The following is a 21,033-nucleotide window of genomic DNA, read 5'->3' on the forward strand; positions in this document are numbered from 1 at the left end:
ATCGGTGGCTTGCTCGCCCTGTTCCATGGAGGAGTTTCGCATGTCGCTTGAACACTGGCTCGCTTTCGTTGCCGCTTCGTCCATTCTGCTTGCTATTCCCGGGCCGACGATCCTGCTTGTCATCTCCTATGCGCTGAGCCACGGCCGCAAAGTTGCGAGCGCGACGGTCGCAGGTGTCGCGCTTGGTGATTTCACCGCCATGACCGCTTCCATGCTGGGTCTCGGCGCCGTGCTTGCGACCTCTGCAACGCTCTTCACCGTACTGAAGTGGGTGGGCGCCGCCTATCTCATCTATCTCGGCATCAAGCTCTGGCGCGCGCCGGTTTCCGAACGTGCGGCGGAGGTCGATGAGACGGATGCGGCATCCGCAAAGCCGATCAGGATTTTCCTTCATACCTATGTCGTGACGGCGTTGAACCCGAAGAGCATCGTCTTCTTCGTCGCTTTCCTGCCGCAGTTCCTTGACCTCAACCGGCCGCTCTTCTTCCAGATGGCGGTCTTCGAGGTGACCTTCCTGGTTCTCGCAACGCTCAACGCCGCGCTCTACGGCCTGCTCGCTGCCATGGCCCGGAACACGATCCGCAAGCCCAAGGTCCAGCGTATCGTCAATCGCACCGGCGGCTCACTGATGATCGGCGCCGGTCTGCTTTCGGCCAGCTTCAAGCGCGCGGCGTGAGGATATTTTAAGGGAGGATAACGCATGCTGACCGGACGTTGCCATTGCGGCGAGACCGTCTTCGAGATCAACGGAGAATTGCCTCAGGCGCTGACGCGCTGCACCTGCACTTTCTGCTCCCGTCGCGGCACGCTCTATGCCTATTACGAGCCGAAGCAGGTGCGCGTCACGGCCGATTCCGAGAGCGACAGAATCTATCGCTGGAACTCGAAGCTGGTGGCGCATCATTTTTGCGGCACCTGCGGCTGCGGAACCTATAGCGACAGCCCCGATTTCCAACTCGACGGCACCTGGGACGGCAAGACGCGCCGCATTGGCGTGAATGCCAGGCTGTTCGATGATTTCGACGCCGAGGAATGGCCTCACACCGTGATCGACGGCAGGAATCTCTGGTAGGAGAGCGACATGAGCGAGATGACCATTCTAGCCTTTGCGATCGTCGCCTTCATAGGCATTGCGACGCCGGGGCCGACAGTGCTTCTGGCGCTGACCAACGGCTCCCGTTATGGATTGCGCCGGGCTTTGCCGGGCATGGCGGGCGCCATGCTTTCCGACTTCGTTCTGATCGGCGCCGTAGCATTGGGCCTGGGCGCGCTGCTTGCAGCCTCCGAATTCTGGTTTACGGTGGTCAAGTGGCTGGGTGCGTGTTATCTGGCTTTTCTGGGCATCATGCTTCTCCGCTCCAAGGGATCTCTTGACGTTACGGAAGCTGCTGCGGCGTCAGGCTCCGGCTCCTCCGCCTCCATTTTCCTCAAGAGCTTTCTCGTCGCAGTGACGAACCCCAAGGGCTACCTGTTCTTTTCGGCCTTCCTGCCGCAATTCATCGTCTCCGATGCGCCGCAGGTGCCGCAATATGCCTTGCTCGCCGTCGTCTTCGCGTTGATCGATTTCGCCGTAATGTTTGTCTACGCACTGCTCGGTTCGAAAGCGGTGCATCTTCTCAAGAAGAAGGGCGCTCTCTGGCTCGACCGGGCTTGCGGCGGCGCGCTTTTAGCGCTCGCGGGATCGCTCGCGCTCTATCGGAGGGCCGCCTCTTAAACCCTGTGCATTTTTGCACTTGTCCGGCGAAACGAATCCCGATCTCTGTTAAGGCTGGGGAGTCGCGGGCCGCTGGGTCACCGCACAGAGACGGCATACGGGGTGAGTGCATTGCAGGTTGGCATCGATATGGGAATTGTGGCCGGCGGCGCTCCGGCCAAGCTCGATATCGAGGAGCTTCTGGCCACCCGCTTGCTTGTGCAGGGTAATTCCGGCTCCGGCAAATCGCATCTTCTGCGGCGGTTGCTGGAGCAATCCGCCCCCTGGGTGCAGCAGGTGGTGATCGATCCGGAAGGTGATTTCGTCACGCTCTCGGATAAGTTTGGCCATGTGGTGGTCGACGGCGAGCGCACCGAAGCGGAACTCGCCGGCATTGCCAACCGCATTCGCCAGCACCGGGTGTCTTGTGTACTGACGCTTGAGGGCCTTGATCTGGAAGAGCAGATGCGGGCCGCCGCAGCCTTCCTCAACGGCATGTTCGATGCTGACCGCGAGTACTGGTATCCGGTCTTGGTCGTCGTCGACGAGGCCCAGATGTTTGCGCCTTCGGTCGGCGGCGACGTCTCCGAAGATGCCCGAAAGCTGTCCCTCGGTGCGATGACCAACCTGATGTGCCGCGGTCGCAAGCGCGGTCTGGCGGGCGTCATCGCTACCCAGCGCCTCGCAAAACTCGCCAAGAATGTTGCCGCGGAAGCCTCGAACTTCCTGATGGGACGAACCTTTCTAGACATCGACATGGCGCGCGCCGCCGATTTGCTCGGCATGGATCGGCGCCAGGCGGAAATGTTCCGCGACCTCCAACGCGGTAATTTTGTCGCCCTTGGTCCGGCCTTGTCCCGCCGACCGCTGCCGATCGTCATCGGCACCGTAGAGACGTCTGCCCGGTCTTCGAGCCCGAAACTGATGCCGCTGCCGGATGCGCCGCAGGATGTCGAGGATCTGATCTTCACGCCGGATCCGGAGGAATTCGTCCGCCCCGTCGTTCGAAGGGCGCCGCCGGCGCCGCGCCCGACGACGGACATATTGGCGGAGCTCTCTCGTTCGATGCCGGCTGCCTCGCCAGCGCCCCAGGAGCTACGCGCCGCCCAGCCGGATTTGTCGCCCGAAGAGCGCGAGGAGCGTCTTGCGGCGGTGCTTTCCGAGATTCTCGACGATCCGCAATCGGGCTATCGGACGGACGCGGTTCTCTATCAGGAATTTCTGGTGCGCGCCCGCATGCGGCGCCTGCCCGGACCGCCACTGTCGCTCTCCGAATTCCGCCGCCGCGTGGCCGTTGCGCGTTCGGGCGTCGACGCCGAAACGGCGGCAGGCGAGGCCTGGCGGACGGCCTTGTCGCTATCCGGCGGGGTCTCGGATGATCTTCAGGGGGTTTTCCTGATGATGGCGAAAGCAGCGATAGCGGGCGAACCGTGTCCATCGGATGCCCGTATCGCCCGCGCCTATGGCACCCATTCCGCCCGCCGCGCCCGGCGTCTGCTCGGCTATTTCGAGGAGCAGGGCCTGATCGTGACTCACACGGATTTTTCCGGAAAGCGCGTCGTTGCCTTTCCGGACCTGCAATCGGAGACCGCTCCCGGTAGCGCCGACGCGCCGGACGAGGGCGAGGCGAGGGTGGCGGCCGAATAATCCGCTAATGGATGTGGAAATGCGCTTCCACGGCGGCGGCAATGAAGGCTTGCCGCGCTTCCGTCGGTTCCGATCTTCCGTCAAGGGCATCACCGCAGACCTGTTCGGCGCGGCTGTACTGGCTGCCGTGATAAGACGGCCAAAAACAGTCGAGCACCGTCTTTGCCTGACGCACCGTTTTCACTGTTCGAGTAACGCCGGTTTCTGGGTCTTCTAGTCTGATCGGGTTGTTCCAGGCCTTCGGGCTCATGACACGATACCTCCTCTCTATATGAGATGGACCGAATATACCGGGATTCAATTGGAGTTTGGAAACAGCCTTACCGAAAGGTTACGACACTGACGCTGTTGACATTTCCAAGACATACGCCTAAAGACCCCGCCAACGCCGGGTTCAACGCCCGGTGTTTTTGTTGACATGTCCCGTGGTCTCTCCGATCGCTGTCGTGAGAAACCTGTCAGAGCTCTTAAATCAGGGCTCAGAGGAGGGCGTGTTTCCTTGATCCGGTTTGGCAACAGACCGGACTAACCGTTTGAGAAGGAAATGCGATGAGCAAGCGCGCTGCATCCAAATACAAAATCGACCGCCGCATGGGCGAAAACATCTGGGGTCGTCCGAAGTCCCCGGTCAACCGTCGTGAATACGGCCCGGGCCAGCACGGCCAGCGCCGCAAGGGCAAACTTTCCGACTTCGGCGTGCAGCTGCGCGCCAAGCAGAAGCTGAAGGGTTACTACGGCGACCTGCGCGAAAAGCAGTTCCGCGCCACCTACGACGAAGCCAACCGTCGCAAGGGCGATACCTCGGAGAACCTGATCGGTCTCCTGGAATCGCGCCTCGACGCGATCGTCTACCGCGCCAAGTTCGTTCCGACGGTCTTTGCTGCCCGTCAGTTCGTCAACCACGGCCACGTGACCGTGAACGGCGTGCGCGTCAACATCGGTTCCTACCGCTGCAAGGCCGGCGACGTCATCGAAGTTCGCCAGAAGTCGAAGCAGCTCGTTTCGGTTCTGGAATCGGTTCAGCTCGCTGAGCGCGACGTTCCGGACTACATCGAAGCCGACCATAACAAGATGGTTGCGACCTTCGTTCGCGTTCCGACGCTCTCCGACGTACCTTACGCCGTGGTCATGGAACCCCAGCTGGTCGTCGAATTTTATTCGCGTTGATCACTTGCGAAAATGGCCCCGGAAGGGGCCATTTTCATATTCAGCTGCAGAAAGCCGTCTCATTTCGAGGCGGCTTTTTTTCTTTCCGGTGTCGCGGTGTCCGCGGTCGTGGTCGCGGTGGTATCGAGCGGCTGGGCGGTTGCCACGGGAGCTTCCTTCGGCAGCTCTCCCATGCGATTCCAGGCGTCCAGACCGGCGATCTTGTAGGCTTCCGCCAGCGTCGGATAGTTGAACGTATTCTCCACGAAATATTCGACCGTGCCCTTGAGATTGAGCACGGCCTGGCCGATGTGGACGAGCTCTGTCGCACCTTCGCCAACGATATGAACGCCCAGGAGGCGGCGCGTCTTCAGCGAGAAGATCAGTTTCAATAAGCCGGTATCGAGTCCCATGATGTGGCCGCGCGAGGTCTCGCGGAAGCGAGCGATGCCGCATTCATAGGGAATGCCCCGTTCCTTCATCTCCTCTTCGGTCAGGCCGCAGGTGGAAATCTCCGGCACGGCATAGATGCCGTACGGGAAGTATTTCTGCGGTTCCTTGGCAATCGCGCCGACGGCGACGCGGGCGGCGACGCGCCCCTGTTCCATCGAGGTCGAGGCGAGGCTCGGAAAACCGACGACGTCGCCGGCCGCGTAGATACCGGGAACCTCTGTCTCGAAGGTCTCCGGGTTCACCTTCAGGCGACCGCGGCTATCGGCTTCGAGGCCGGCGGCAGCCAGCTTCAGCGTGTCGGTAGCCCCGGTGCGCCCGGCGGCATAAAGGACCATGTCGGTGGTGATCTTGCGGCCCGAATCGACCGTCACCAGCACCTTGCCGTCGTCTAGACGTTCAACCTTGTCGACCTTCTGGCCGAGGAGCAGCTTCATGTTGCGGTCGCGGAGCTGATAGGTGAAATCCTCGACGATCTCCTTGTCGATGAAGTCAAGGATGGTGGATTTCGGGTCGATGACAGTGACGGCCGTATCGAGTGCGCTGAAGATTGTTGCATATTCGATGCCGATGACACCCGCACCGATGACGACCATGGAGCGAGGCAGATCCCCGATTTCCAGAAGTTCGTCGCTGTCGAGGACCGTCTTGCCGTCGAAGGGGATGCTGTCCGGGCGAAACGGCCTGGTTCCGACGGCAAGCAGGATGCTTTTGCCCTTCACGTGGACCGTCTCGTTGTCGTCCTTGAGCACCTCCAACGTATCCGGCGCGGCGAAGCTCGCCTTGCCGCGAATGTGCTGTACCCGGTTGCGGGCAAACTGGTGTTCGAGCACTTCCACCTCGTGGTCGAGGGTGATGAGGAGGCGGCGGCGCAGGTCTTCCGCGCTGATCTCCTGTTTCACGCGATAGGCGCGCCCATAAAATCCGCGCTCGCGCCAGCCGGAGAGGTTAAGTGCGGTTTCCCGCAGGGTCTTTGAAGGAATTGTGCCGGTGTGGACCGAAACACCCCCGACACGTCGACCCTGTTCGATGACAAGGACTTTCTTGTCGAGTTTGGCGGCCTGAATGGCGGCGCGGCGCCCCGCCGGTCCGCTGCCGACGACGATGAGGTCGTATTGGTTCATGGGTGCTCCGTCTTAGAATCTCTGGAGCTGCCGCGATGCAGCAGCGATCACGAATCCTTTTGTAGCCACTTATTCTAAAGGTTTGATTGCGAGGCGTCCAAGCCTGGATTCCGGCGGTAATGCCTATAGTTTGTGCAATGCAAAAATTGCCGAAAAAATGTCTTGACGTTGCGGGCCAAATGCCGTCCTCTTGAACCAATCGTGAATTGGTACGGTAATGGTCCAAAAAAAATCAGAAGTGGCTCACGACACCTCGAGTTACGCGCTCGATCGGTTGCGGGAGCATTTTGCCACCGGAGAATTCGGCTCGGAGGGGCGCCTGCCCACTGAGCGGGCGCTGGCCGAAATGCTCGGCATCAGCCGCCGCGCGGTCCGTCGGGCACTGGAAGTGCTGGAGGGGGAGGGGCTGATTTGGCGCCGCCAGGGCTCTGGTACCTTTATCGGCGAGCGGCCCGACCGGTGGAGCGATCATGTCGGCGAGATCGTCGCCGGTACGGACTTCATGGAGATCATGGAGGTCCGGCTGAGGATCGAGCCGCAGCTTGCCCAGCTTGCCGCAATGCGCGCCAAGCCTGGCGAGATTGACCGGATGCGCAGTCTCGCCCGAAAAATTACCGAGAGCCACGATGCCGACGCAAGCGAACTGTGGGACGGCGCCTTGCACCGGCAGATCGCCCAGAGCGCCGGCAACAGACTTTTCCTGTCGATCTTCGACGTCATCAACCAGGTTCGCCAGGACGAGGCGTGGCAGGCAATCCGCGAACGCGCCCGTTCGAGCGGCAACGCGGTCAATATCTCCTTCGCCCAGCACGACGGCATCATCGACGCGATAGCGGCGCGTGACCCGGTCCGCGCAGGCGAAGCGATGCGCCAGCACCTCCTGATGCTTCAGGAGCGGCTCGTCCGGGCGACCTCGATGGAGGGGCACCCTCTTGGAGAGGCAAGTTGAATTTCAGGTCGGCGCGAGACGGCCAGCAACGAGAAACCGGCAGAAAAGCCGGGCGACTGCAAACAGGAACAGAGAAAAAGAGAGGAATAATCGCAATGAAACGACTGACAAACCTAACGGCAGCGCTGCTGGCTGGGGCGCTTTTCGCCTTTCCCGCACTGTCGCCGAACTGCGCATCGGCCTGCAGGACGATGCCGACGTCCTCGATCCGGCCCAGTCCCGCACCTTCGTCGGCCGCATCGTCTACACGGCCATGTGCGACAAGCTGGTCGACGTATCGCCGGATCTGAAGATCGTTCCGCAGCTGGCGACCGAGTGGAAATGGTCCGCCGACGGCAAGGAGCTGACGATGAAGCTCCGCGATGGGGTGAAGTTCCATGACGGTACCGCGATGGACGCCGCCGCCGTTGTTGCCACGATCGAGCGCAACATGACCTTGCCGGAATCGCGCCGCAAGAGCGAGCTTAGCTCCGTCGCCAAGGTCGAAGCCGCTGGTCCGCTGGAGGTCAAGTTTACGCTGAAGGCGCCCGACGTTACGTTGCTCGCCCAGCTCTCCGACCGCGCAGGTATGATCGTCTCCCCGAAGACAGCCAAGGAGCTTGGCGCGAATTTCGGCTCGAAACCCGTCTGCGCCGGCCCATTCAAGTTCGTGGAGCGCGTCCAGCAGGACCGTATTGTCCTCGAAAAATTCGCCGATTACTGGGACAAGGACAAGGTTTTCGTCGACAAGGTCACCTACCTGCCGATCCCGGATACGACCGTGCGCCTTGCAAACCTTCAGTCGGGCGACCTCGACATGATCGAGCGGCTGGCGCCGACCGATGTCGCTGCCGTCAAGGGCGCCTCTGGCTTCAAGGTCGATTCCGTGGTCAACATTGGCTACATGACGCTCTACGCGAACATCGCCAACGGCCCGCGCGCCGACAACCCGTTCGGCAAGGACAAGCGCCTGCGCCAGGCCTTCTCGCTGGCGATCGACCGCGATGCGCTGAACCAGATCGTTTATGAGGGCACCGCCGTCGGCGGCAACCAGCCGTTTCCGCCGAACAGCCCGTGGTATAACAAAGCATTGCCGGTTCCTGCCCGCGATGTGGAGAAGGCCAAGGCTTTGATCAAGGAAGCCGGTTTCGAGCGGGTACCGATCGAGATGCAGATCCCGAACAATCCGGTGGCCGCGCAGATGATGCAGATCGTCCAGTCGATGGTGGCGGAGGCCGGTTTCGACGTCAGCTTGAAATCGACGGAATTTGCGACGCTGCTGGATGAACAGACCCGCGGTAACTATCAGCTCAGCCGTTCCGACTGGTCCGGCCGCGTCGATCCCGATGGGAATATCCACCAGTTCATCACCTGCAAGGGCGGCATCAACGATACCAAATACTGCAATGCCGAAGTCGACAAGCTGCTCAACGAAGCCCGCGCGTCGACGGACGACGCGGTCCGCAAGCAGAAATACGACGCCGCGGCCAAGATCCTGAACGACGAACTGCCGGTCATCTACCTCGGCCATCAATCATGGATCTGGGCCTACAAGAACAGCGTCACCGGTTTCGTCGCGAGCCCGGACGGCATGATCCGTCTTGTGGGCGTGAAGAAGAGCTGATCCGCTTGTGCCGCGCGGAAGCTCTGCGCGGCACTTTTTCAACGCACCTTTGGAAACATGAGGGGCGGCACCATGCCTGTCTATATCGGAAAGCGTCTCCTCGTCGCGATCCCAACCCTGCTGATCATCTCCATCTTCGTCTTTTCGCTGCAGAAGCTTCTTCCCGGCGACCCGATCCTGACCATGGCAGGCGAGGAACGCGATCCGGCCGTGATCGAATTCCTGCGCGAGAAATATCGGCTGAACGATCCCGTGATCGTGCAATATTTCTATTGGCTCGGGGGCATTCTAAGTGGCGATTTCGGCATCTCGCTGCGCACCAATCAGCCGGTTCTCGAACTCATCCTGCAGAAGCTGCCGGTGACGATCCAGCTTGCGACCATGGCAATGTTTTTCGCCTTCCTGATCGGCATTCCGATCGGAATCCTCGCGGCCGTCAAGAAAAACACGACCATCGACTACATCGCCAACATCGTCGCGCTCTCGGGTTTGTCGATCCCGAATTTCTGGCTTGGTATCATGCTGATCCTGCTGATTTCAGTCCAGCTCGGCTGGCTTCCCGCCTCCGGATACGAATCGATCTTCGCTGATCCGGTGCGGTCGCTGCAGACGATGGTCATGCCGGCCTTCGTGCTCGGCAGCGCGCTGGCCGCGACGCTGATGCGGCATACGCGTTCGGCGATGGTGGGTGTGATGAGCGCCGATTATATCCGCACCGCGCGGGCAAAGGGCCTGTCGCCGCGGGAGGTGGTGCTGAGCCACAGCTTCCGCAACGCGCTTCTGCCCGTCGTCACGCTGTCGGCGCTGCTTTTTGGCGAACTGCTGGCGGGTGCCGTTCTGACCGAACAGATTTTCACCATTCCCGGCTTCGGCAAGCTGATCGTCGATGCCGTCTTCAACAGGGACTATGCGGTGGTGCAGGGCGTGGTGCTGTGTACGGCAGTCGGCTTCATCCTGATGAATCTCATTGCCGATGTGCTTTATGTCCTGCTCAATCCGCGCTTGAGGGCAACGCTATGACGACGATCGATCAAGCCCCGCCCGTCCTGGTGGCCAAGCGTGAACACAGCCGCGCCTGGCGGAAGATGAAGAAAAACAAGAGCGCGCTCGTCGGCGCGGTGATCATTCTCTTCTTCACCGCCCTTGCCGTGACCGCCCCGATCCTGCCGATCATCGATCCACTGGCGACGAGTTGGTCGGCGATCCGCAAGGCACCGTCTGCCATGTACTGGCTCGGCACCGACGACCTTGGCCGCGATATCCTCTCCCGCATGATCTGGGGCGCCCAGGCTTCCCTGATGGCGGGCGTCTTTTCGGTCGCGATTTCGGTCTGTATCGGCGTACCGTTCGGACTGGTCGCGGGATATTTCGGCGGCTGGGTGGATATGGTGATCTCACGCGTCACCGAGGCGCTGCTCGCCATGCCCTTCCTGATCATGGCGATCGCGCTGGCCGCCTTCCTCGGCCCGAGCTTGATGAATGCCATGATCGCGATCGGGCTTTCCGCCATGCCGATTTTCGTCCGGTTGACGCGCGGGCAGGTACTGGCGGTGAAGACCGAGGACTACGTTGAAGGCGCCCGTGCGGTCGGTTTGAACCATCTGGAAATCATGCTTCGTTACATCCTGCCGAACGTCATGGCCCCCATCATCGTGCAGGCGACGTTGACGATCGCTACGGCGATTATCGCCGAGGCGAGCCTTTCTTTCCTTGGCCTCGGTCAGCAGCCACCGGCTCCTTCGTGGGGCTCGATGCTGAACGTTGCCAAGAATTTCCTGAACCAGGCTCCCTGGATGGCCATGTGGCCGGGTGCCGCGATCTTCCTCGTCGTCATCGGCTTCAACCTGCTGGGCGATGGCCTGCGTGACGCGCTCGACCCGCGCGAAGCCTAATCTAGAAGGAATTCCGAGAATGACCGAATTCACCACCAGGCCCGAAATCCTTGGCACGTTCGGTGTCGTCACCTCCACCCATTGGATAGCGTCGGCCGTCGGCATGGCGATCCTCGAAAAGGGCGGCAACGCCTTCGATGCGGCGGTTGCAACCGGTTTCGTGCTGCAGATCGTCGAACCGCATCTCTGCGGGCCGGGCGGCGATATGCCAGCCGTCTTCTACTCGAAGAAGAAGGACAAGGTCGAAGTCATCTGTGCGCAAGGAACTGCGCCTGCCGGCGCGACGATCGAGCATTATACGTCCGAGGGACTGAAGCTCATTCCCGGCGATGGTCTGCTGGCAACCGTCATCCCCGGTGCCTTCGACGGCTGGATGCTGATGTTGCGCGACTATGGCACGATGAGCATCCGAGAGGTCCTGGAACCGGCGATCTATTATGCCGAGCAGGGCCATCCGGTGCTTGCCCGCGTATCCGCCACCATCAAGGGACTTGCGGGCTTCTTCGAGAAGGAATGGCCGACATCCTATGCCACCTGGCTGCCGGGCGGCGCAGCGCCGGAACCGCAGAGCAATTTCAGGAACCCGGTGCTTGCCGATACCTGGAAGCGCGTCGTCGCGGAGGCCGAAGCGAAAACCGGGCGCGAGAACCAGATCGAGGCGGCGCGAGATGCCTTCTACCGCGGCTTTGTGGCGGAGGCGATCGACGCTTACGTCCGCACAGCCGAGGTGATGGATGCGAGCGGCGCGCGGCACAAAGGCGTGCTGACCGCGGACGACATGGCGAATTGGCGCGCTACTGTCGAGGCACCGCAGACCTACGACTACCACGACTGGACCGTCGCCAAAACGCCCGCCTGGGGGCAGGGGCCGGTGCTTCTGCAGTCCTTGGCGCTGTTGAAGGGCTTCGATCTTTCGGCGATGGATCCGGCCGGTCCTGATTTTGTGCATGTGGTCGTCGAAGCGATGAAGCTCGCCTATGCCGATCGTGAAGTCTATTACGGCGACCCGGAATTCGCGCAGATTCCGACGGAATACCTGCTCTCGGAAAGCTATAATGCCGAGCGTCGCAAGCTGATCGGCGGGCAGGCTTCGCTTGAACTGCGGCCGGGCCGTGTGCCGGGTTACGACAACCAGTTCGACCTTACCATGGCGATGCTGGCGGACGTGAGCGGCAAGGGTGCGGTCTATGAACCCACCATGTCGCACCTGACCGAGAAGCGCGGCGACACGGTGCATATCGACGTCATCGACCGCTGGGGCAACATGGTCTCGACCACGCCGTCCGGCGGCTGGCTGCAATCGTCGCCGATCGTGCCGGGTCTCGGTTTTGCCCTGAACTCGCGCGCCCAGATGTTCTGGCTCAAGGAAGGGCTGCCAACGTCGCTGGCACCGGGCAAGCGTCCTCGCACCACGCTCACCCCGTCTCTGGCGCTGCATCAGGGCCGACCGACGCTGGTCTTCGGCACGCCGGGCGGTGATCAGCAGGACCAGTGGCAGCTGCCGTTCTTCCTGCGTTATGTCCACCACAAGCCGAACCTGCAGGCGGCGATCGACATGCCGCTTTTCCACACCACGCATTTTCCGGGATCGTTCTATCCGCGTACCAGCGAGCCGGGCAACATCATGGTGGAAAGCAATATCGGTGCCGAGGTTCTCGAGGAGTTGCGCCGCCGCGGCCATCAGGTCGCCGTTGCCGATCCGTGGAGCGTCGGTCGCCTGACGGCGGCGCGCCGCGATGCGGGCGGCCTCATGCGGGCGGCGGCAACACCGCGCCTCATGCAGGCTTATGCGGTGGGGAGATAGGTCTATGACATGGTCGATCGTCGCGCGTGACACGCAAACCGGTCATCTGGGAATAGCCGTCGCCAGCCGCTTCTTTGCTGTCGGCTGCGCGGTGCCGCATATCAAGGGCAGAGTGGGTGCCGTCGCAACCCAGGCCTTCGTCAGCCCGCTCTACGGCACGGATGGCTTGAAACTTCTGGAAGAGGGCAGAAGCCCGCAGGAAATCATCGAGACGCTGACTGCCCGAGATGATGGTCGCCGTCAGCGCCAGTTCCACCTGATCGACGCCGCCGGTCGTAACGCGGCCTATACCGGCGAGTTCTGCATCGACTGGGCCGGCCACCTGGTGGAGGACAACGTCTCCGTTGCCGGCAACATGCTGACCGGGCCAGAGGTAATCGCCGAGACGTTGCGCGTCTACAAGGAAAAGTCGGCCGAGAGCGCGCCGCTTACCGAACGTCTGCTCGCGGCCATGGATGCCGGAGAGGCCGCCGGCGGCGACAAGCGCGGCAGGCAGTCCGCCGCCATGGTGATCTACCGCGACCAGGATTATCCCTGGCTGCGCATCAACGCCGATGACCATTCCGATCCGCTCAAAGAATTGCGCCGGCTTTATGCCGTCGCGCAGGAGCGGTTCCTGCATGTCGCCGAAACGATGCCGACCCGCGAAAACCCGCATGGCATGATCGACCGGCGTGTCATCGATCAGAAGATAGCCGCGCTGGAAGCCGCCCGTGAGGCGGAAGGCCGTCCATCCGCCTCCTTTGCAACACCCTGGAAACCCCAATGAGGGAGGCGGTCATGAGCGAAGCACCAGTCCTTTCAGTCAAGAATCTCAACACGTCCTTCCTGGTCGATGGCGAATGGAAGAACGTCGTGCGCGACGTCTCCTTCGACGTATATCCCGGCGAGACGGTCGCAATTGTCGGCGAGAGCGGCTCCGGCAAGAGCGTCACATCGCTGTCGATCATGCGTCTGTTGGCTGCCAACACCAGCCATATCGAAGGCAGGATCATGCTCTCCGGCAGAAACCTCCTGTCGATATCGGAAAAGGAGATGCGCGGTATACGCGGTAACGATGCATCGATGATCTTTCAGGAGCCAATGACCTCGCTCAACCCGATCTTCACAATCGGAAGGCAAATCTCCGAGGTGCTGACCCGCCACAAGGGATTGTCGAAAGCGCAAGCGCGTGCTGAAACCGTGCGGCTGCTTGAAAAAGTCCGCATCCCGAATGCCGGCGCCCGGTTCGACGACTATCCGCACCAGTTCTCCGGGGGCATGCGCCAGCGCGTCATGATCGCCATGGCGCTGGCGTCGAAGCCGAAGCTGCTGATCGCCGACGAACCGACCACCGCGCTCGATGTCACCATCCAGGGACAGATCCTGGATCTGATCAAGCTGTTGCAGGAGGAGGAGGGCATGTCGGTGCTCTTCGTGACCCATGACATGGGTGTGGTCGCCGAGATCGCCGATCGCACCATCGTCATGTATCGCGGGGAGGCGGTCGAGAGCGGCCCGACGGAAGAGATCTTCCATCGCGGCAATCATCCCTATACGCGAGCGCTTCTCTCCGCCGTGCCCCGGCTCGGTTCCATGCAGAACCGCAGGTGGCCGACACGGTTTCCGGTTGTGGATGTGAAGACAGGCGAGGTGGCAGAGCCTTCAGAAATTGCCGGCACGGTCGCCAAGGGCAGGACGCCGGTTCTTGCGGTGAAGAATCTCGTCACACGCTTCCCCGTCCGTTCAGGACTGTTCGCCCGCCAGACTGGCGCGGTGCATGCGGTCGAGAACATTTCTTTCGATCTGTTTCAGGGTGAGACCTTGTCACTGGTCGGTGAATCCGGCTGCGGTAAGTCGACGACCGGCCGTTCGATCATGCGGTTGATCGAGCCGACCGGCGGCGACGTGGCACTCGACGGTTATGACGTCCTGCGCCTCGATCAGACCGGCCTGCGCAATATGCGCAAGACCATCCAGATGATCTTCCAGGATCCGTTCTCGTCGCTCAACCCGCGCATGACGGTCGGCGCCGCAATTTCCGAGCCCTTCGTCAAGCACAAGCTCGGCAATGCAAAGGAGGCCAAGGAAAAGACCGCCGACCTGTTGCGGAAGGTCGGCCTGTCGCCCGATATGGCAGGCCGCTACCCGCATGAGTTCTCCGGTGGCCAGCGGCAACGTATTGCCATCGCTCGTGCTCTGTCGCTCGACCCGAAGGTGATCGTCGCCGACGAGAGCGTTTCGGCGCTCGACGTGTCGATCAAGGCGCAGGTCTGCAACCTGCTCCTCGACCTGCAGCAGAGCCTGAACCTGGCTTTCCTCTTCATCAGCCACGACATGGCGGTGGTCGAGCGTGTAAGCCACCGGGTGGCGGTCATGTATCTTGGCGAGATCGTCGAGATCGGCCCGCGTGCTGCTGTCTTCGACAACCCGCAGCATCCCTATACGAAAAAGCTGATGGCGGCGGTGCCGGTGCCCGATCCTTCACGCCGTGGCATCCGGCGCGGAATTTCAAACGACGAGCTGAAAAGCCCCGTCAGGTCGATCGGTTATCAACCACCGAAAAGGCAGTATCGCGAGGTTTCCGATGGGCATCTCGTGCAGGTTGCGTGACGGCTGCAGAGCTAGATCAGCCTGAGGCCCTTGAGGCTGACATGCCCGTCCTTGCCGACGATGATGTGGTCATGCACCGTGATGCCGAGTGGTTTTGCGGTATCGATGATCGTTTTCGTCATGTCGATATCGGCGCGCGACGGCGTCGGGTCGCCGCTCGGATGGTTGTGGACGAGGATGATTGCGGTGGCGGAAAGCTCCAGCGCACGCCGCACCACCTCACGTGGATAGACCGGCGTATGGTCGACCGTCCCCTGGCCCTGCACCTCGTCTGCAATCAGCGCATTGCGCTTGTCGAGGAACAGGATGCGGAACTGCTCGCGGGACTCGTAGGCCATCGCGGCGTGGCAATAGTCGATGACCGATGACCAGGAGGAAAGCACCTGCTTTCCGCGCAACTCGCTTTTCAGCATGCGCTGGCCGACGGTCGCGACGAGCTTGAGGTCGAGCGCCACCGCTTCGCCGACGCCTTTGACCTCCTGCAGCAGCGCCGCCGGAGCGCCGAAGACGCCTGCGAGGGTGCCGAAGCGGTCGAGCAGAGCCTTGGCGATCGGCTTGGTGTCGCGCCGGGGGATCAGCCGGAAGAGCAGCAGTTCAAGGATTTCGTAGTCGGCCAGCGCCGTGTCGCCATGGTCCCGGTATTTTGTTCGGAGCCGCTCGCGATGGCCATGGTAATGGGCAGCCGGCTCGTCCTTCAGGGCGGGTGAGGATTTCTTAAGCGCCTTTGGTTTGGAAAGCTGCTCGGCAAAAAAACCACGCTCGTCTTCAAGAAGGGACTGCTGATCGTCCGGAGGAGCCGAGCGGTTTGCCATGACTACCTCGATAGTGGTGGCAGGCCCGGTCGGTCCAGCCCGCCGGGCGAGAGGGTGAATATCTCGCATCCCGTCGCCGTCACGCCGACGGCGTGTTCGTATTGCGCTGACAGCGACCGGTCCCGCGTGACCGCCGTCCAGCCGTCGGAAAGCACCTTCACATGCGGCTTCCCGAGGTTGATCATCGGTTCGATGGTGAAGATCATCCCTTCCTTCATCTCCGGACCTTCATCGGCCCGTCCATAATGAAGGATATTCGGCGAGTCATGGAAAAGCCGGCCGACACCATGGCCGCAGAAATCGCGCACCACCGAGCAGCGCTCCGCTTCCGCATAGGTCTGGATCGCTTCGCCGATGGCGCCGGTGCGGGCGCCGGGGCGGACGGCCGCGATGCCGCGCAACAGGCATTCGTAGGTGACTTCCAAGAGCCGTTCCGCAGCGCGTTTGATCTGGCCCACCGGATACATGCGGCTCGAATCCCCGTGCCAGCCGTCAAGGATATAGGTGACGTCGATATTGACGATGTCGCCTTCCCGCAGCGGCTTGTCGTCCGGCATGCCGTGGCAGACGACATGGTTGATCGAGGTACAGACGGAATATTTATAGCCGCGATAATTCAGGGTCGCCGGAAGCGCGCCGTGATCCATGCCGAACTCGAAGACGAAGCGGTCGATCGCCTGGGTGGTGACGCCGGGTTGGACAATCGCCGCAAGCTCGTCCAGGCAGCGCGCCGTGAGCAGGCAGGCTTTGCGCATGCCGGCAAAGTCTTCCGGTGAGTAGAGCCGGATCGCGCCCGTATTCTTCAAAGGGGCGGAAACCGCCTCGATGTAGTTGACCATTGTTCTTCTCTCGCAATTTCTCCGTTCATAAAGCAGCCGCACCCGGTTCGTCTATCGGAACCAGCCCAACAGGCACGATTTCTTCGGGCGAAACGCTGCATCGGAGGGCATAGGCCTCGACACCCCGGGCTTTGGCGCGTTCGAAGGCAAGCGCATAAAGCGGGTCGAGATCTGAGCAGATGCGAAAACGCAGGCAGTCGTTTCGCTGGATAAGGTAGATCATCACCGCCCGGTGACCGGCTTCCGCCATGTCGCCGAGCTCTTCGAGATGCTTGGCGCCGCGTTGCGTGACGGTATCCGGAAACTCGGCCAGTCCGGCCACGCGACTGAAATGAACGTTCTTTACCTCGACGTAGGCATTCGGAAGGCCAGAGCCGGAAAGCAGGAAATCGATGCGCGAGTTTCGCCCGTAGCGCTGTTCGCGCTGGATCGTCTCGTAAGGCAAAAGGCTTGGCACCAGGCCGCCGCGGATCGCTTCCTCGGCGAGCCGGTTCGGCAGTCCGGTATTGATGCCGACCATTTCGCCTTCCACCTCGATCATCTCGAACATGTGGCGGTATTTGCGCGTCGGGCTGTCGTGCAAAGAGACCCAGATCGTCGAGCCGGGCGCCGTCAGTCCCCTCATTGAGCCCGTATTCGGGCAGGAGCCGGTGAAGGGGATGCCGTCCTCGGAAATGGCGTCGAAGAGGAAGCGTTTGTAGCGCTGCGACAGCGTCGCGGGAACAAGCGGGGGATCAAAACGCATCGCCAGGATTGTTCAGACGCGGGCGAGCACGTAGGTGCCGGGAGCATCGGCGATCGCATTCAGGGCAGAGCCGCCGGGCTTGCGTGCCGGAACCCGTTTGTCGTCCTTGGCCTCGATCCATGCGTGCCAGTGCGGCCACCAGGAGCCCTTGGTCTCTTTGGCCTCGGCGGCCCAGTCCTCGTAATTTCCCTTCGCCTTGCCGCCCGTCCAATACTGATACTTCTGTTTGTCCGGCGGGTTCACGACACCGGCGATATGACCGGAACCGCTCAACACGAAATCAACAGGCCCGCCGAACAGCGATGAGCCCAGGAAAACGGATTTCGGCGGTGCGATATGATCCTCGCGGGTAGCCAGATTATAGACCGGAACCTTGACATCCTTCAGCGAGATCACCTTGCCGCCAAGCGTCATTTCGCCTTTGCTGAGAGTGTTGTTCAGGTAGCAGTTTCGCAGATAATAGGCGTGATTGGCCGCCGCCATGCGGGTGGAGTCGGAGTTCCAGTAGAGCAGGTCGAAAGGCGCCGGTTCCTGGCCCTTGAGGTAATTGTTGACGACATAGGGCCAGATGAGTTCCGAAGCGCGCAGCATGTTGAAGGCGCTCGCCATCCTCGACCCTTCGAGGTAGCCGTCGGCCTTCATCTGCTTTTCGATCGCCGCAAGCTGCTCTTCGTCCACGAATACTTTGAGGTCGCCCGCATGGGTGAAGTCGACCTGGGTGGTGAGGAAGGTCGCCGAGGCAATCCGGCGGTTCTTTTCCTTGGCGTGGTAGGCGAGGGTCGCCGCAAGCAGGGTGCCGCCGACGCAATAGCCGATCGCGTTGACCTGGCGTTCGCCCGTCGCTTTCTCGACCGTTTCAAGCGCGAAATCGATCCCTTCGCGCATATAGGACTCCCAGTCCTTCGTGGCGTGCCGCTCGTCCGGGTTGACCCAGGAGATCACGAAGACGGTGTGCCCTTGCTCGACGCACCACTTGATGAAGCTCTTCTGCGGATTGAGGTCGAGGATGTAGAACTTGTTGATCCACGGCGGGCAGATGAGCAGCGGCCGCTTTAACACCGTGTCTGTGGTCGGCTCGTACTGAATGATCTCACAGACCTCGCTCTGGGCGATCACCTTGCCGGGTGTGAGCGCAAGATTGCGACCGATCGCAAACTGGGTGGCGTCGGTGTGGCGTAGCCGCAGTTCGCCACGCCCGGCGGCGATATCTTCGGCAAGCATCTTCATGCCGGCGACCAGATTGGCGCCGCTGGTTGCCACGGTCTCCCGGTAGACTTCCGGATTGGTGAGAGCGAAATTGACGGGCGAAAGCGCAGCCGTGATCTGCTTCACATAAAAGGCAGCCTTGTGTCTGGTGAAGTCGTCCAGCCCATCCGCCTCATCGACCAGTTTTTCCGCCCAGGACGCAGTGAGGAGATAGACCTGCCGAAGGAAAGCGAAAAAGGGGTTTTTCACCCAGTCCGGGTCGGAGAAGCGCTTGTCTTTCGGCAGCGTCTCCGGTTCCATCGGCTGGCCTGAAAACTGGCTCAGGGTGCGCATCCATATGCCCATGTAACTGGAGAAAAGAAGCGTCTGGGCCTCCAGCGTCCGCTTCGGGTCTGAGATCCAGTACTCGATCACCTTGGAGAGCGTCTTCACGAGGTCGGTCATCGGATCGGCGACCGAATCGACGATTTCTCCCCGTTCGCGGGGAGCGAGCCATTCGGAAGCCGCCTTGCCGAGATTTTCCAACGCGCGGGCAACATTCATTGCGAGCGCCTGCGGATCCTTGACCATGTAGGCCTCGACCGATTTGGGATCGAAACCCGGGAAATCGCGGCTGGGCTCGGCCTTGTCCTCGATCTTCTCCCCCACGTGCGGCCTCCCACTGGTTGTCGTTTGTTTTCGTTTGTACATTGTGCCTGAAAGCGAATACAAGTGCCAGCGATCGCTGCTATCGGGCAGATGTTGCCGGCGCGGAAACTGGGTTAGGGAAATGGAAAAACTGAGGCATCGGGTTATAGGCTTACCGCTTTTTCTGGGTCTTGGCGCGTTGCCTTTCGTGCTTGCCGGCTGCAACAGCAACACCTTTGCTCTTGACGACGGCATTCCGAATACTCCGCCGCCAGCCGTCATAGCGCAATCAAAGACGTCGCCGCCGCCCGGTCCCTTGACCAAGAGGAATACCGGCACCTATCCGACCTTCGACCCGACGCTGACGGCCGCGGCCGAGCAGATCGAAGATGAGGACTATCAGAAGGCGGAGCCCCGTCTGGCCGCCCTTGCCCGCGCCCGCAAGGCAGGCGCGATTTCCGAGGCCGAGTATCAGCGGCGTGTTGCCGAATACCGCAAGCTGGCTGCCGAGCACGGCAAGGACGCGCTGGCAAATATCGCCAATTAGCGCTTGCGTTTCGGGCCGTTTGGCCGCAAAGCACAAATCGCCTAAGATGCGCCATGAAGCGGGATAAAGACGCCTGTTTCGCATCTACCTTGGGGAGACACATGGAAGAGTTTCATAAAGTCCGGCGCCTGCCGCCATACGTTTTCGAACAGGTCAACCGTTTGAAGGCGAGCGCGCGAGCGGGCGGGGCGGACATTATCGATCTCGGCATGGGCAACCCCGACCTCCCGACGCCGAAGGCGATCGTCGACAAGCTCTGCGAAGTGGTCCAGGACCCTCGCACCCATCGGTATTCGTCGTCCAAGGGTATTCCCGGTCTGCGCCGCGCACAGGCCGCCTATTATGCGCGCCGTTTCGGGGTCAAGCTGAACCCGGATACGCAGGTCGTGGCGACGCTCGGCTCGAAGGAAGGCTTTGCCAACATGGCGCAGGCGATCACCGCGCCCGGCGACGTGATTCTCTGCCCGAACCCGACTTATCCGATCCACGCCTTCGGCTTCCTGATGGCCGGCGGCGTGATCCGCTCGATGTCGGTGGAACCGGACGAGACATTTTTTCCGCCGCTCGAACGTGCAGTACGGCATTCGATCCCGAAGCCGCTGGCGCTGATCCTCAATTATCCGTCCAATCCGACGGCTCATGTCGCTTCCCTGGATTTCTACAAGGATGTGATCAGCTTTGCGAAGAAGCACGATATCATCGTGCTTTCCGATCTTGCCTATTCGGAAATCTATTTCGAAGGTGAACCGCCGCCGTCCGTGCTGCAGGTGCCAGGTGCAATCGATATCGCCGTCGAATTCACGTCGATGTCGAAGACGTTCTCGATGCCGGGCTGGCGCATGGGCTTCGCCGTCGGCAACGAGCGCCTGATCGCTGCGCTGACCCGCGTGAAGTCCTATCTCGACTACGGTGCCTTCACGCCGATCCAGGTGGCCGCGACCCATGCGCTGAATGGCGACGGCTCGGATATCGCAGAGGTCCGCAATATCTACAAGCGGCGCCGCGACGTCATGGTCGACAGCTTCGGCAAGGCCGGTTTCGAAGTGCCGCCGCCTGCGGCGACCATGTTTGCCTGGGCGAAGATCCCGGAGAAGTTCCGCCATCTCGGTTCGCTGGAGTTTTCGAAGCTTCTCGTCGAAAAGGCGGACGTGGCCGTAGCGCCGGGAATTGGTTTCGGCGAGCAGGGCGATGATTACGTCCGCCTGGCGCTCGTCGAAAACGAGCACCGCATTCGACAGGCGGCGCGTAGCATCAAGAAATTCCTTTCGACGGCCGACGACACGATGCATAACGTGATTTCGCTCAACACGCGCCGCTGATCCAATTGAATTTCCAGTGGCCCAGGCGGGCCACTTAT

19 protein-coding genes and 1 pseudogene are annotated in these 21,033 nt (G+C 61.3%); 14 read left to right on the plus strand and 6 right to left on the minus strand.

Annotated elements, in window-relative coordinates; translation table 11 throughout:
* Positions 1–40: 40 nt before the first annotated feature.
* The 4 genes from EDE05_RS24700 to EDE05_RS24715 all read left to right on the plus strand — a co-directional run bounded on the left by EDE05_RS24700 (position 41) and on the right by EDE05_RS24715 (position 3,340).
* On the plus strand, positions 41–676 hold the full coding sequence (locus EDE05_RS24700) for a LysE family translocator (protein WP_112800271.1): 636 nt from the start codon (positions 41–43) through the stop codon (positions 674–676).
* A gap of 24 nt (positions 677–700) precedes the next feature.
* Positions 701–1,072: a GFA family protein gene (locus EDE05_RS24705; protein WP_105372462.1), complete on the plus strand. Its 372-nt coding sequence runs from the start codon at positions 701–703 to the stop codon at positions 1,070–1,072.
* A 9-nt stretch (positions 1,073–1,081) separates the two neighbouring features.
* Complete coding sequence (locus tag EDE05_RS24710; protein WP_112800273.1) at positions 1,082–1,714, plus strand: LysE family translocator; 633 nt, start codon at positions 1,082–1,084, stop codon at positions 1,712–1,714.
* A 111-nt stretch (positions 1,715–1,825) separates the two neighbouring features.
* Entirely contained in the window at positions 1,826–3,340 is a 1,515-nt protein-coding gene (locus EDE05_RS24715) for an ATP-binding protein (RefSeq protein ID WP_112800275.1), read from the plus strand.
* A gap of 4 nt (positions 3,341–3,344) precedes the next feature.
* Here the strand turns inward: EDE05_RS24715 and EDE05_RS24720 are convergent, their stop codons facing one another.
* The gene (locus EDE05_RS24720; RefSeq protein ID WP_105372465.1) at positions 3,345–3,590 is read right to left on the minus strand and encodes a DUF982 domain-containing protein; all 246 of its coding nucleotides are present in this window, start codon (positions 3,588–3,590) and stop codon (positions 3,345–3,347) included.
* Between the two features lie 299 nt (positions 3,591–3,889).
* On the opposite strand from EDE05_RS24720, the gene rpsD reads away from it, so the two are divergent.
* Positions 3,890–4,507: a 30S ribosomal protein S4 gene (rpsD, locus tag EDE05_RS24725; protein ID WP_105372466.1), complete on the plus strand. Its 618-nt coding sequence runs from the start codon at positions 3,890–3,892 to the stop codon at positions 4,505–4,507.
* A 59-nt stretch (positions 4,508–4,566) separates the two neighbouring features.
* Here rpsD and sthA read toward each other — a convergent pair whose 3' ends face one another.
* Positions 4,567–6,060, minus strand: coding sequence for a Si-specific NAD(P)(+) transhydrogenase (gene sthA / locus EDE05_RS24730; protein ID WP_105372467.1), 1,494 nt, complete (start codon positions 6,058–6,060; stop codon positions 4,567–4,569).
* A 217-nt stretch (positions 6,061–6,277) separates the two neighbouring features.
* Between sthA and EDE05_RS24735 the strand changes: the two genes are divergently transcribed.
* From EDE05_RS24735 to EDE05_RS24765, 7 genes and pseudogenes are all read left to right on the plus strand, one after another.
* The gene (locus EDE05_RS24735; RefSeq protein WP_112800277.1) at positions 6,278–7,009 is read left to right on the plus strand and encodes a FadR/GntR family transcriptional regulator; all 732 of its coding nucleotides are present in this window, start codon (positions 6,278–6,280) and stop codon (positions 7,007–7,009) included.
* Between the two features lie 95 nt (positions 7,010–7,104).
* Positions 7,105–8,612 (plus strand): annotated as a pseudogene (locus tag EDE05_RS24740) (ABC transporter substrate-binding protein).
* Between the two features lie 72 nt (positions 8,613–8,684).
* Positions 8,685–9,632, plus strand: coding sequence for an ABC transporter permease (locus tag EDE05_RS24745; RefSeq protein ID WP_112800281.1), 948 nt, complete (start codon positions 8,685–8,687; stop codon positions 9,630–9,632).
* The gene (locus EDE05_RS24750) at positions 9,629–10,504 is read left to right on the plus strand and encodes an ABC transporter permease (RefSeq protein WP_112800283.1); all 876 of its coding nucleotides are present in this window, start codon (positions 9,629–9,631) and stop codon (positions 10,502–10,504) included. The genes EDE05_RS24745 and EDE05_RS24750 overlap by 4 nt, the downstream gene beginning before the upstream one ends.
* A gap of 19 nt (positions 10,505–10,523) precedes the next feature.
* On the plus strand, positions 10,524–12,308 hold the full coding sequence (locus EDE05_RS24755) for a gamma-glutamyltransferase family protein (protein ID WP_112800286.1): 1,785 nt from the start codon (positions 10,524–10,526) through the stop codon (positions 12,306–12,308).
* Between the two features lie 4 nt (positions 12,309–12,312).
* A complete protein-coding gene (locus tag EDE05_RS24760) occupies positions 12,313–13,077 on the plus strand; it encodes a DUF1028 domain-containing protein (protein ID WP_132413060.1) in 765 nt (254 codons plus the stop codon).
* Between the two features lie 11 nt (positions 13,078–13,088).
* A complete protein-coding gene (locus EDE05_RS24765; protein ID WP_112800361.1) occupies positions 13,089–14,900 on the plus strand; it encodes an ABC transporter ATP-binding protein in 1,812 nt (603 codons plus the stop codon).
* 11 nt (positions 14,901–14,911) lie between these two features.
* Here the strand turns inward: EDE05_RS24765 and radC are convergent, their stop codons facing one another.
* Genes radC through phaC form a run of 4 tightly spaced genes read right to left on the minus strand, consistent with a single transcriptional unit; the run spans position 14,912 to position 19,138 of the window.
* A complete protein-coding gene (gene radC / locus EDE05_RS24770) occupies positions 14,912–15,712 on the minus strand; it encodes a DNA repair protein RadC (protein WP_112800290.1) in 801 nt (266 codons plus the stop codon).
* A 2-nt stretch (positions 15,713–15,714) separates the two neighbouring features.
* The gene (map, locus tag EDE05_RS24775) at positions 15,715–16,551 is read right to left on the minus strand and encodes a type I methionyl aminopeptidase (protein WP_105372475.1); all 837 of its coding nucleotides are present in this window, start codon (positions 16,549–16,551) and stop codon (positions 15,715–15,717) included.
* 25 nt (positions 16,552–16,576) lie between these two features.
* On the minus strand, positions 16,577–17,296 hold the full coding sequence (gene sfsA, locus EDE05_RS24780) for a DNA/RNA nuclease SfsA (protein WP_112800292.1): 720 nt from the start codon (positions 17,294–17,296) through the stop codon (positions 16,577–16,579).
* Positions 17,297–17,308: 12 nt separating this feature from the next.
* Positions 17,309–19,138: a class I poly(R)-hydroxyalkanoic acid synthase gene (gene phaC, locus EDE05_RS24785; RefSeq protein WP_245519960.1), complete on the minus strand. Its 1,830-nt coding sequence runs from the start codon at positions 19,136–19,138 to the stop codon at positions 17,309–17,311.
* Positions 19,139–19,271: 133 nt separating this feature from the next.
* Between phaC and EDE05_RS24790 the strand changes: the two genes are divergently transcribed.
* Both EDE05_RS24790 and EDE05_RS24795 read left to right on the plus strand, forming a co-directional pair.
* A complete protein-coding gene (locus EDE05_RS24790; RefSeq protein WP_112800294.1) occupies positions 19,272–19,676 on the plus strand; it encodes a hypothetical protein in 405 nt (134 codons plus the stop codon).
* Between the two features lie 101 nt (positions 19,677–19,777).
* Positions 19,778–20,995 (plus strand): LL-diaminopimelate aminotransferase, encoded by a 1,218-nt coding sequence (locus EDE05_RS24795; protein ID WP_105372479.1) that lies wholly within the window; start codon positions 19,778–19,780, stop codon positions 20,993–20,995.
* Positions 20,996–21,033 lie beyond the last annotated feature (38 nt).

This window comes from Neorhizobium sp. R1-B (assembly GCF_004368875.1).
Classification (GTDB): domain Bacteria; phylum Pseudomonadota; class Alphaproteobacteria; order Rhizobiales; family Rhizobiaceae; genus Neorhizobium; species Neorhizobium huautlense.

Excerpts from the sequence above, each read along its gene's own strand:
- EDE05_RS24705 (WP_105372462.1), top strand. The coding sequence starts at position 701 with ATGCTGACCGGACGTTGCCATTGCGGCGAGACCGTCTTCGAGATCAAC.
- EDE05_RS24735 (WP_112800277.1), top strand. The coding sequence starts at position 6,278 with ATGGTCCAAAAAAAATCAGAAGTGGCTCACGACACCTCGAGTTACGCG.
- EDE05_RS24745 (WP_112800281.1), top strand. The coding sequence starts at position 8,685 with ATGCCTGTCTATATCGGAAAGCGTCTCCTCGTCGCGATCCCAACCCTG.
- EDE05_RS24795 (WP_105372479.1), top strand. The coding sequence starts at position 19,778 with ATGGAAGAGTTTCATAAAGTCCGGCGCCTGCCGCCATACGTTTTCGAA.
- radC (WP_112800290.1), bottom strand. The coding sequence starts at position 15,712 with ATGGCAAACCGCTCGGCTCCTCCGGACGATCAGCAGTCCCTTCTTGAA.
- EDE05_RS24700 (WP_112800271.1), top strand. The coding sequence starts at position 41 with ATGTCGCTTGAACACTGGCTCGCTTTCGTTGCCGCTTCGTCCATTCTG.
- EDE05_RS24710 (WP_112800273.1), top strand. The coding sequence starts at position 1,082 with ATGAGCGAGATGACCATTCTAGCCTTTGCGATCGTCGCCTTCATAGGC.
- EDE05_RS24720 (WP_105372465.1), bottom strand. The coding sequence starts at position 3,590 with ATGAGCCCGAAGGCCTGGAACAACCCGATCAGACTAGAAGACCCAGAA.
- EDE05_RS24765 (WP_112800361.1), top strand. The coding sequence starts at position 13,089 with ATGAGCGAAGCACCAGTCCTTTCAGTCAAGAATCTCAACACGTCCTTC.
- EDE05_RS24760 (WP_132413060.1), top strand. The coding sequence starts at position 12,313 with ATGACATGGTCGATCGTCGCGCGTGACACGCAAACCGGTCATCTGGGA.
- sthA (WP_105372467.1), bottom strand. The coding sequence starts at position 6,060 with ATGAACCAATACGACCTCATCGTCGTCGGCAGCGGACCGGCGGGGCGC.
- rpsD (WP_105372466.1), top strand. The coding sequence starts at position 3,890 with ATGAGCAAGCGCGCTGCATCCAAATACAAAATCGACCGCCGCATGGGC.
- EDE05_RS24750 (WP_112800283.1), top strand. The coding sequence starts at position 9,629 with ATGACGACGATCGATCAAGCCCCGCCCGTCCTGGTGGCCAAGCGTGAA.
- map (WP_105372475.1), bottom strand. The coding sequence starts at position 16,551 with ATGGTCAACTACATCGAGGCGGTTTCCGCCCCTTTGAAGAATACGGGC.
- EDE05_RS24755 (WP_112800286.1), top strand. The coding sequence starts at position 10,524 with ATGACCGAATTCACCACCAGGCCCGAAATCCTTGGCACGTTCGGTGTC.
- sfsA (WP_112800292.1), bottom strand. The coding sequence starts at position 17,296 with ATGCGTTTTGATCCCCCGCTTGTTCCCGCGACGCTGTCGCAGCGCTAC.
- EDE05_RS24790 (WP_112800294.1), top strand. The coding sequence starts at position 19,272 with ATGGAAAAACTGAGGCATCGGGTTATAGGCTTACCGCTTTTTCTGGGT.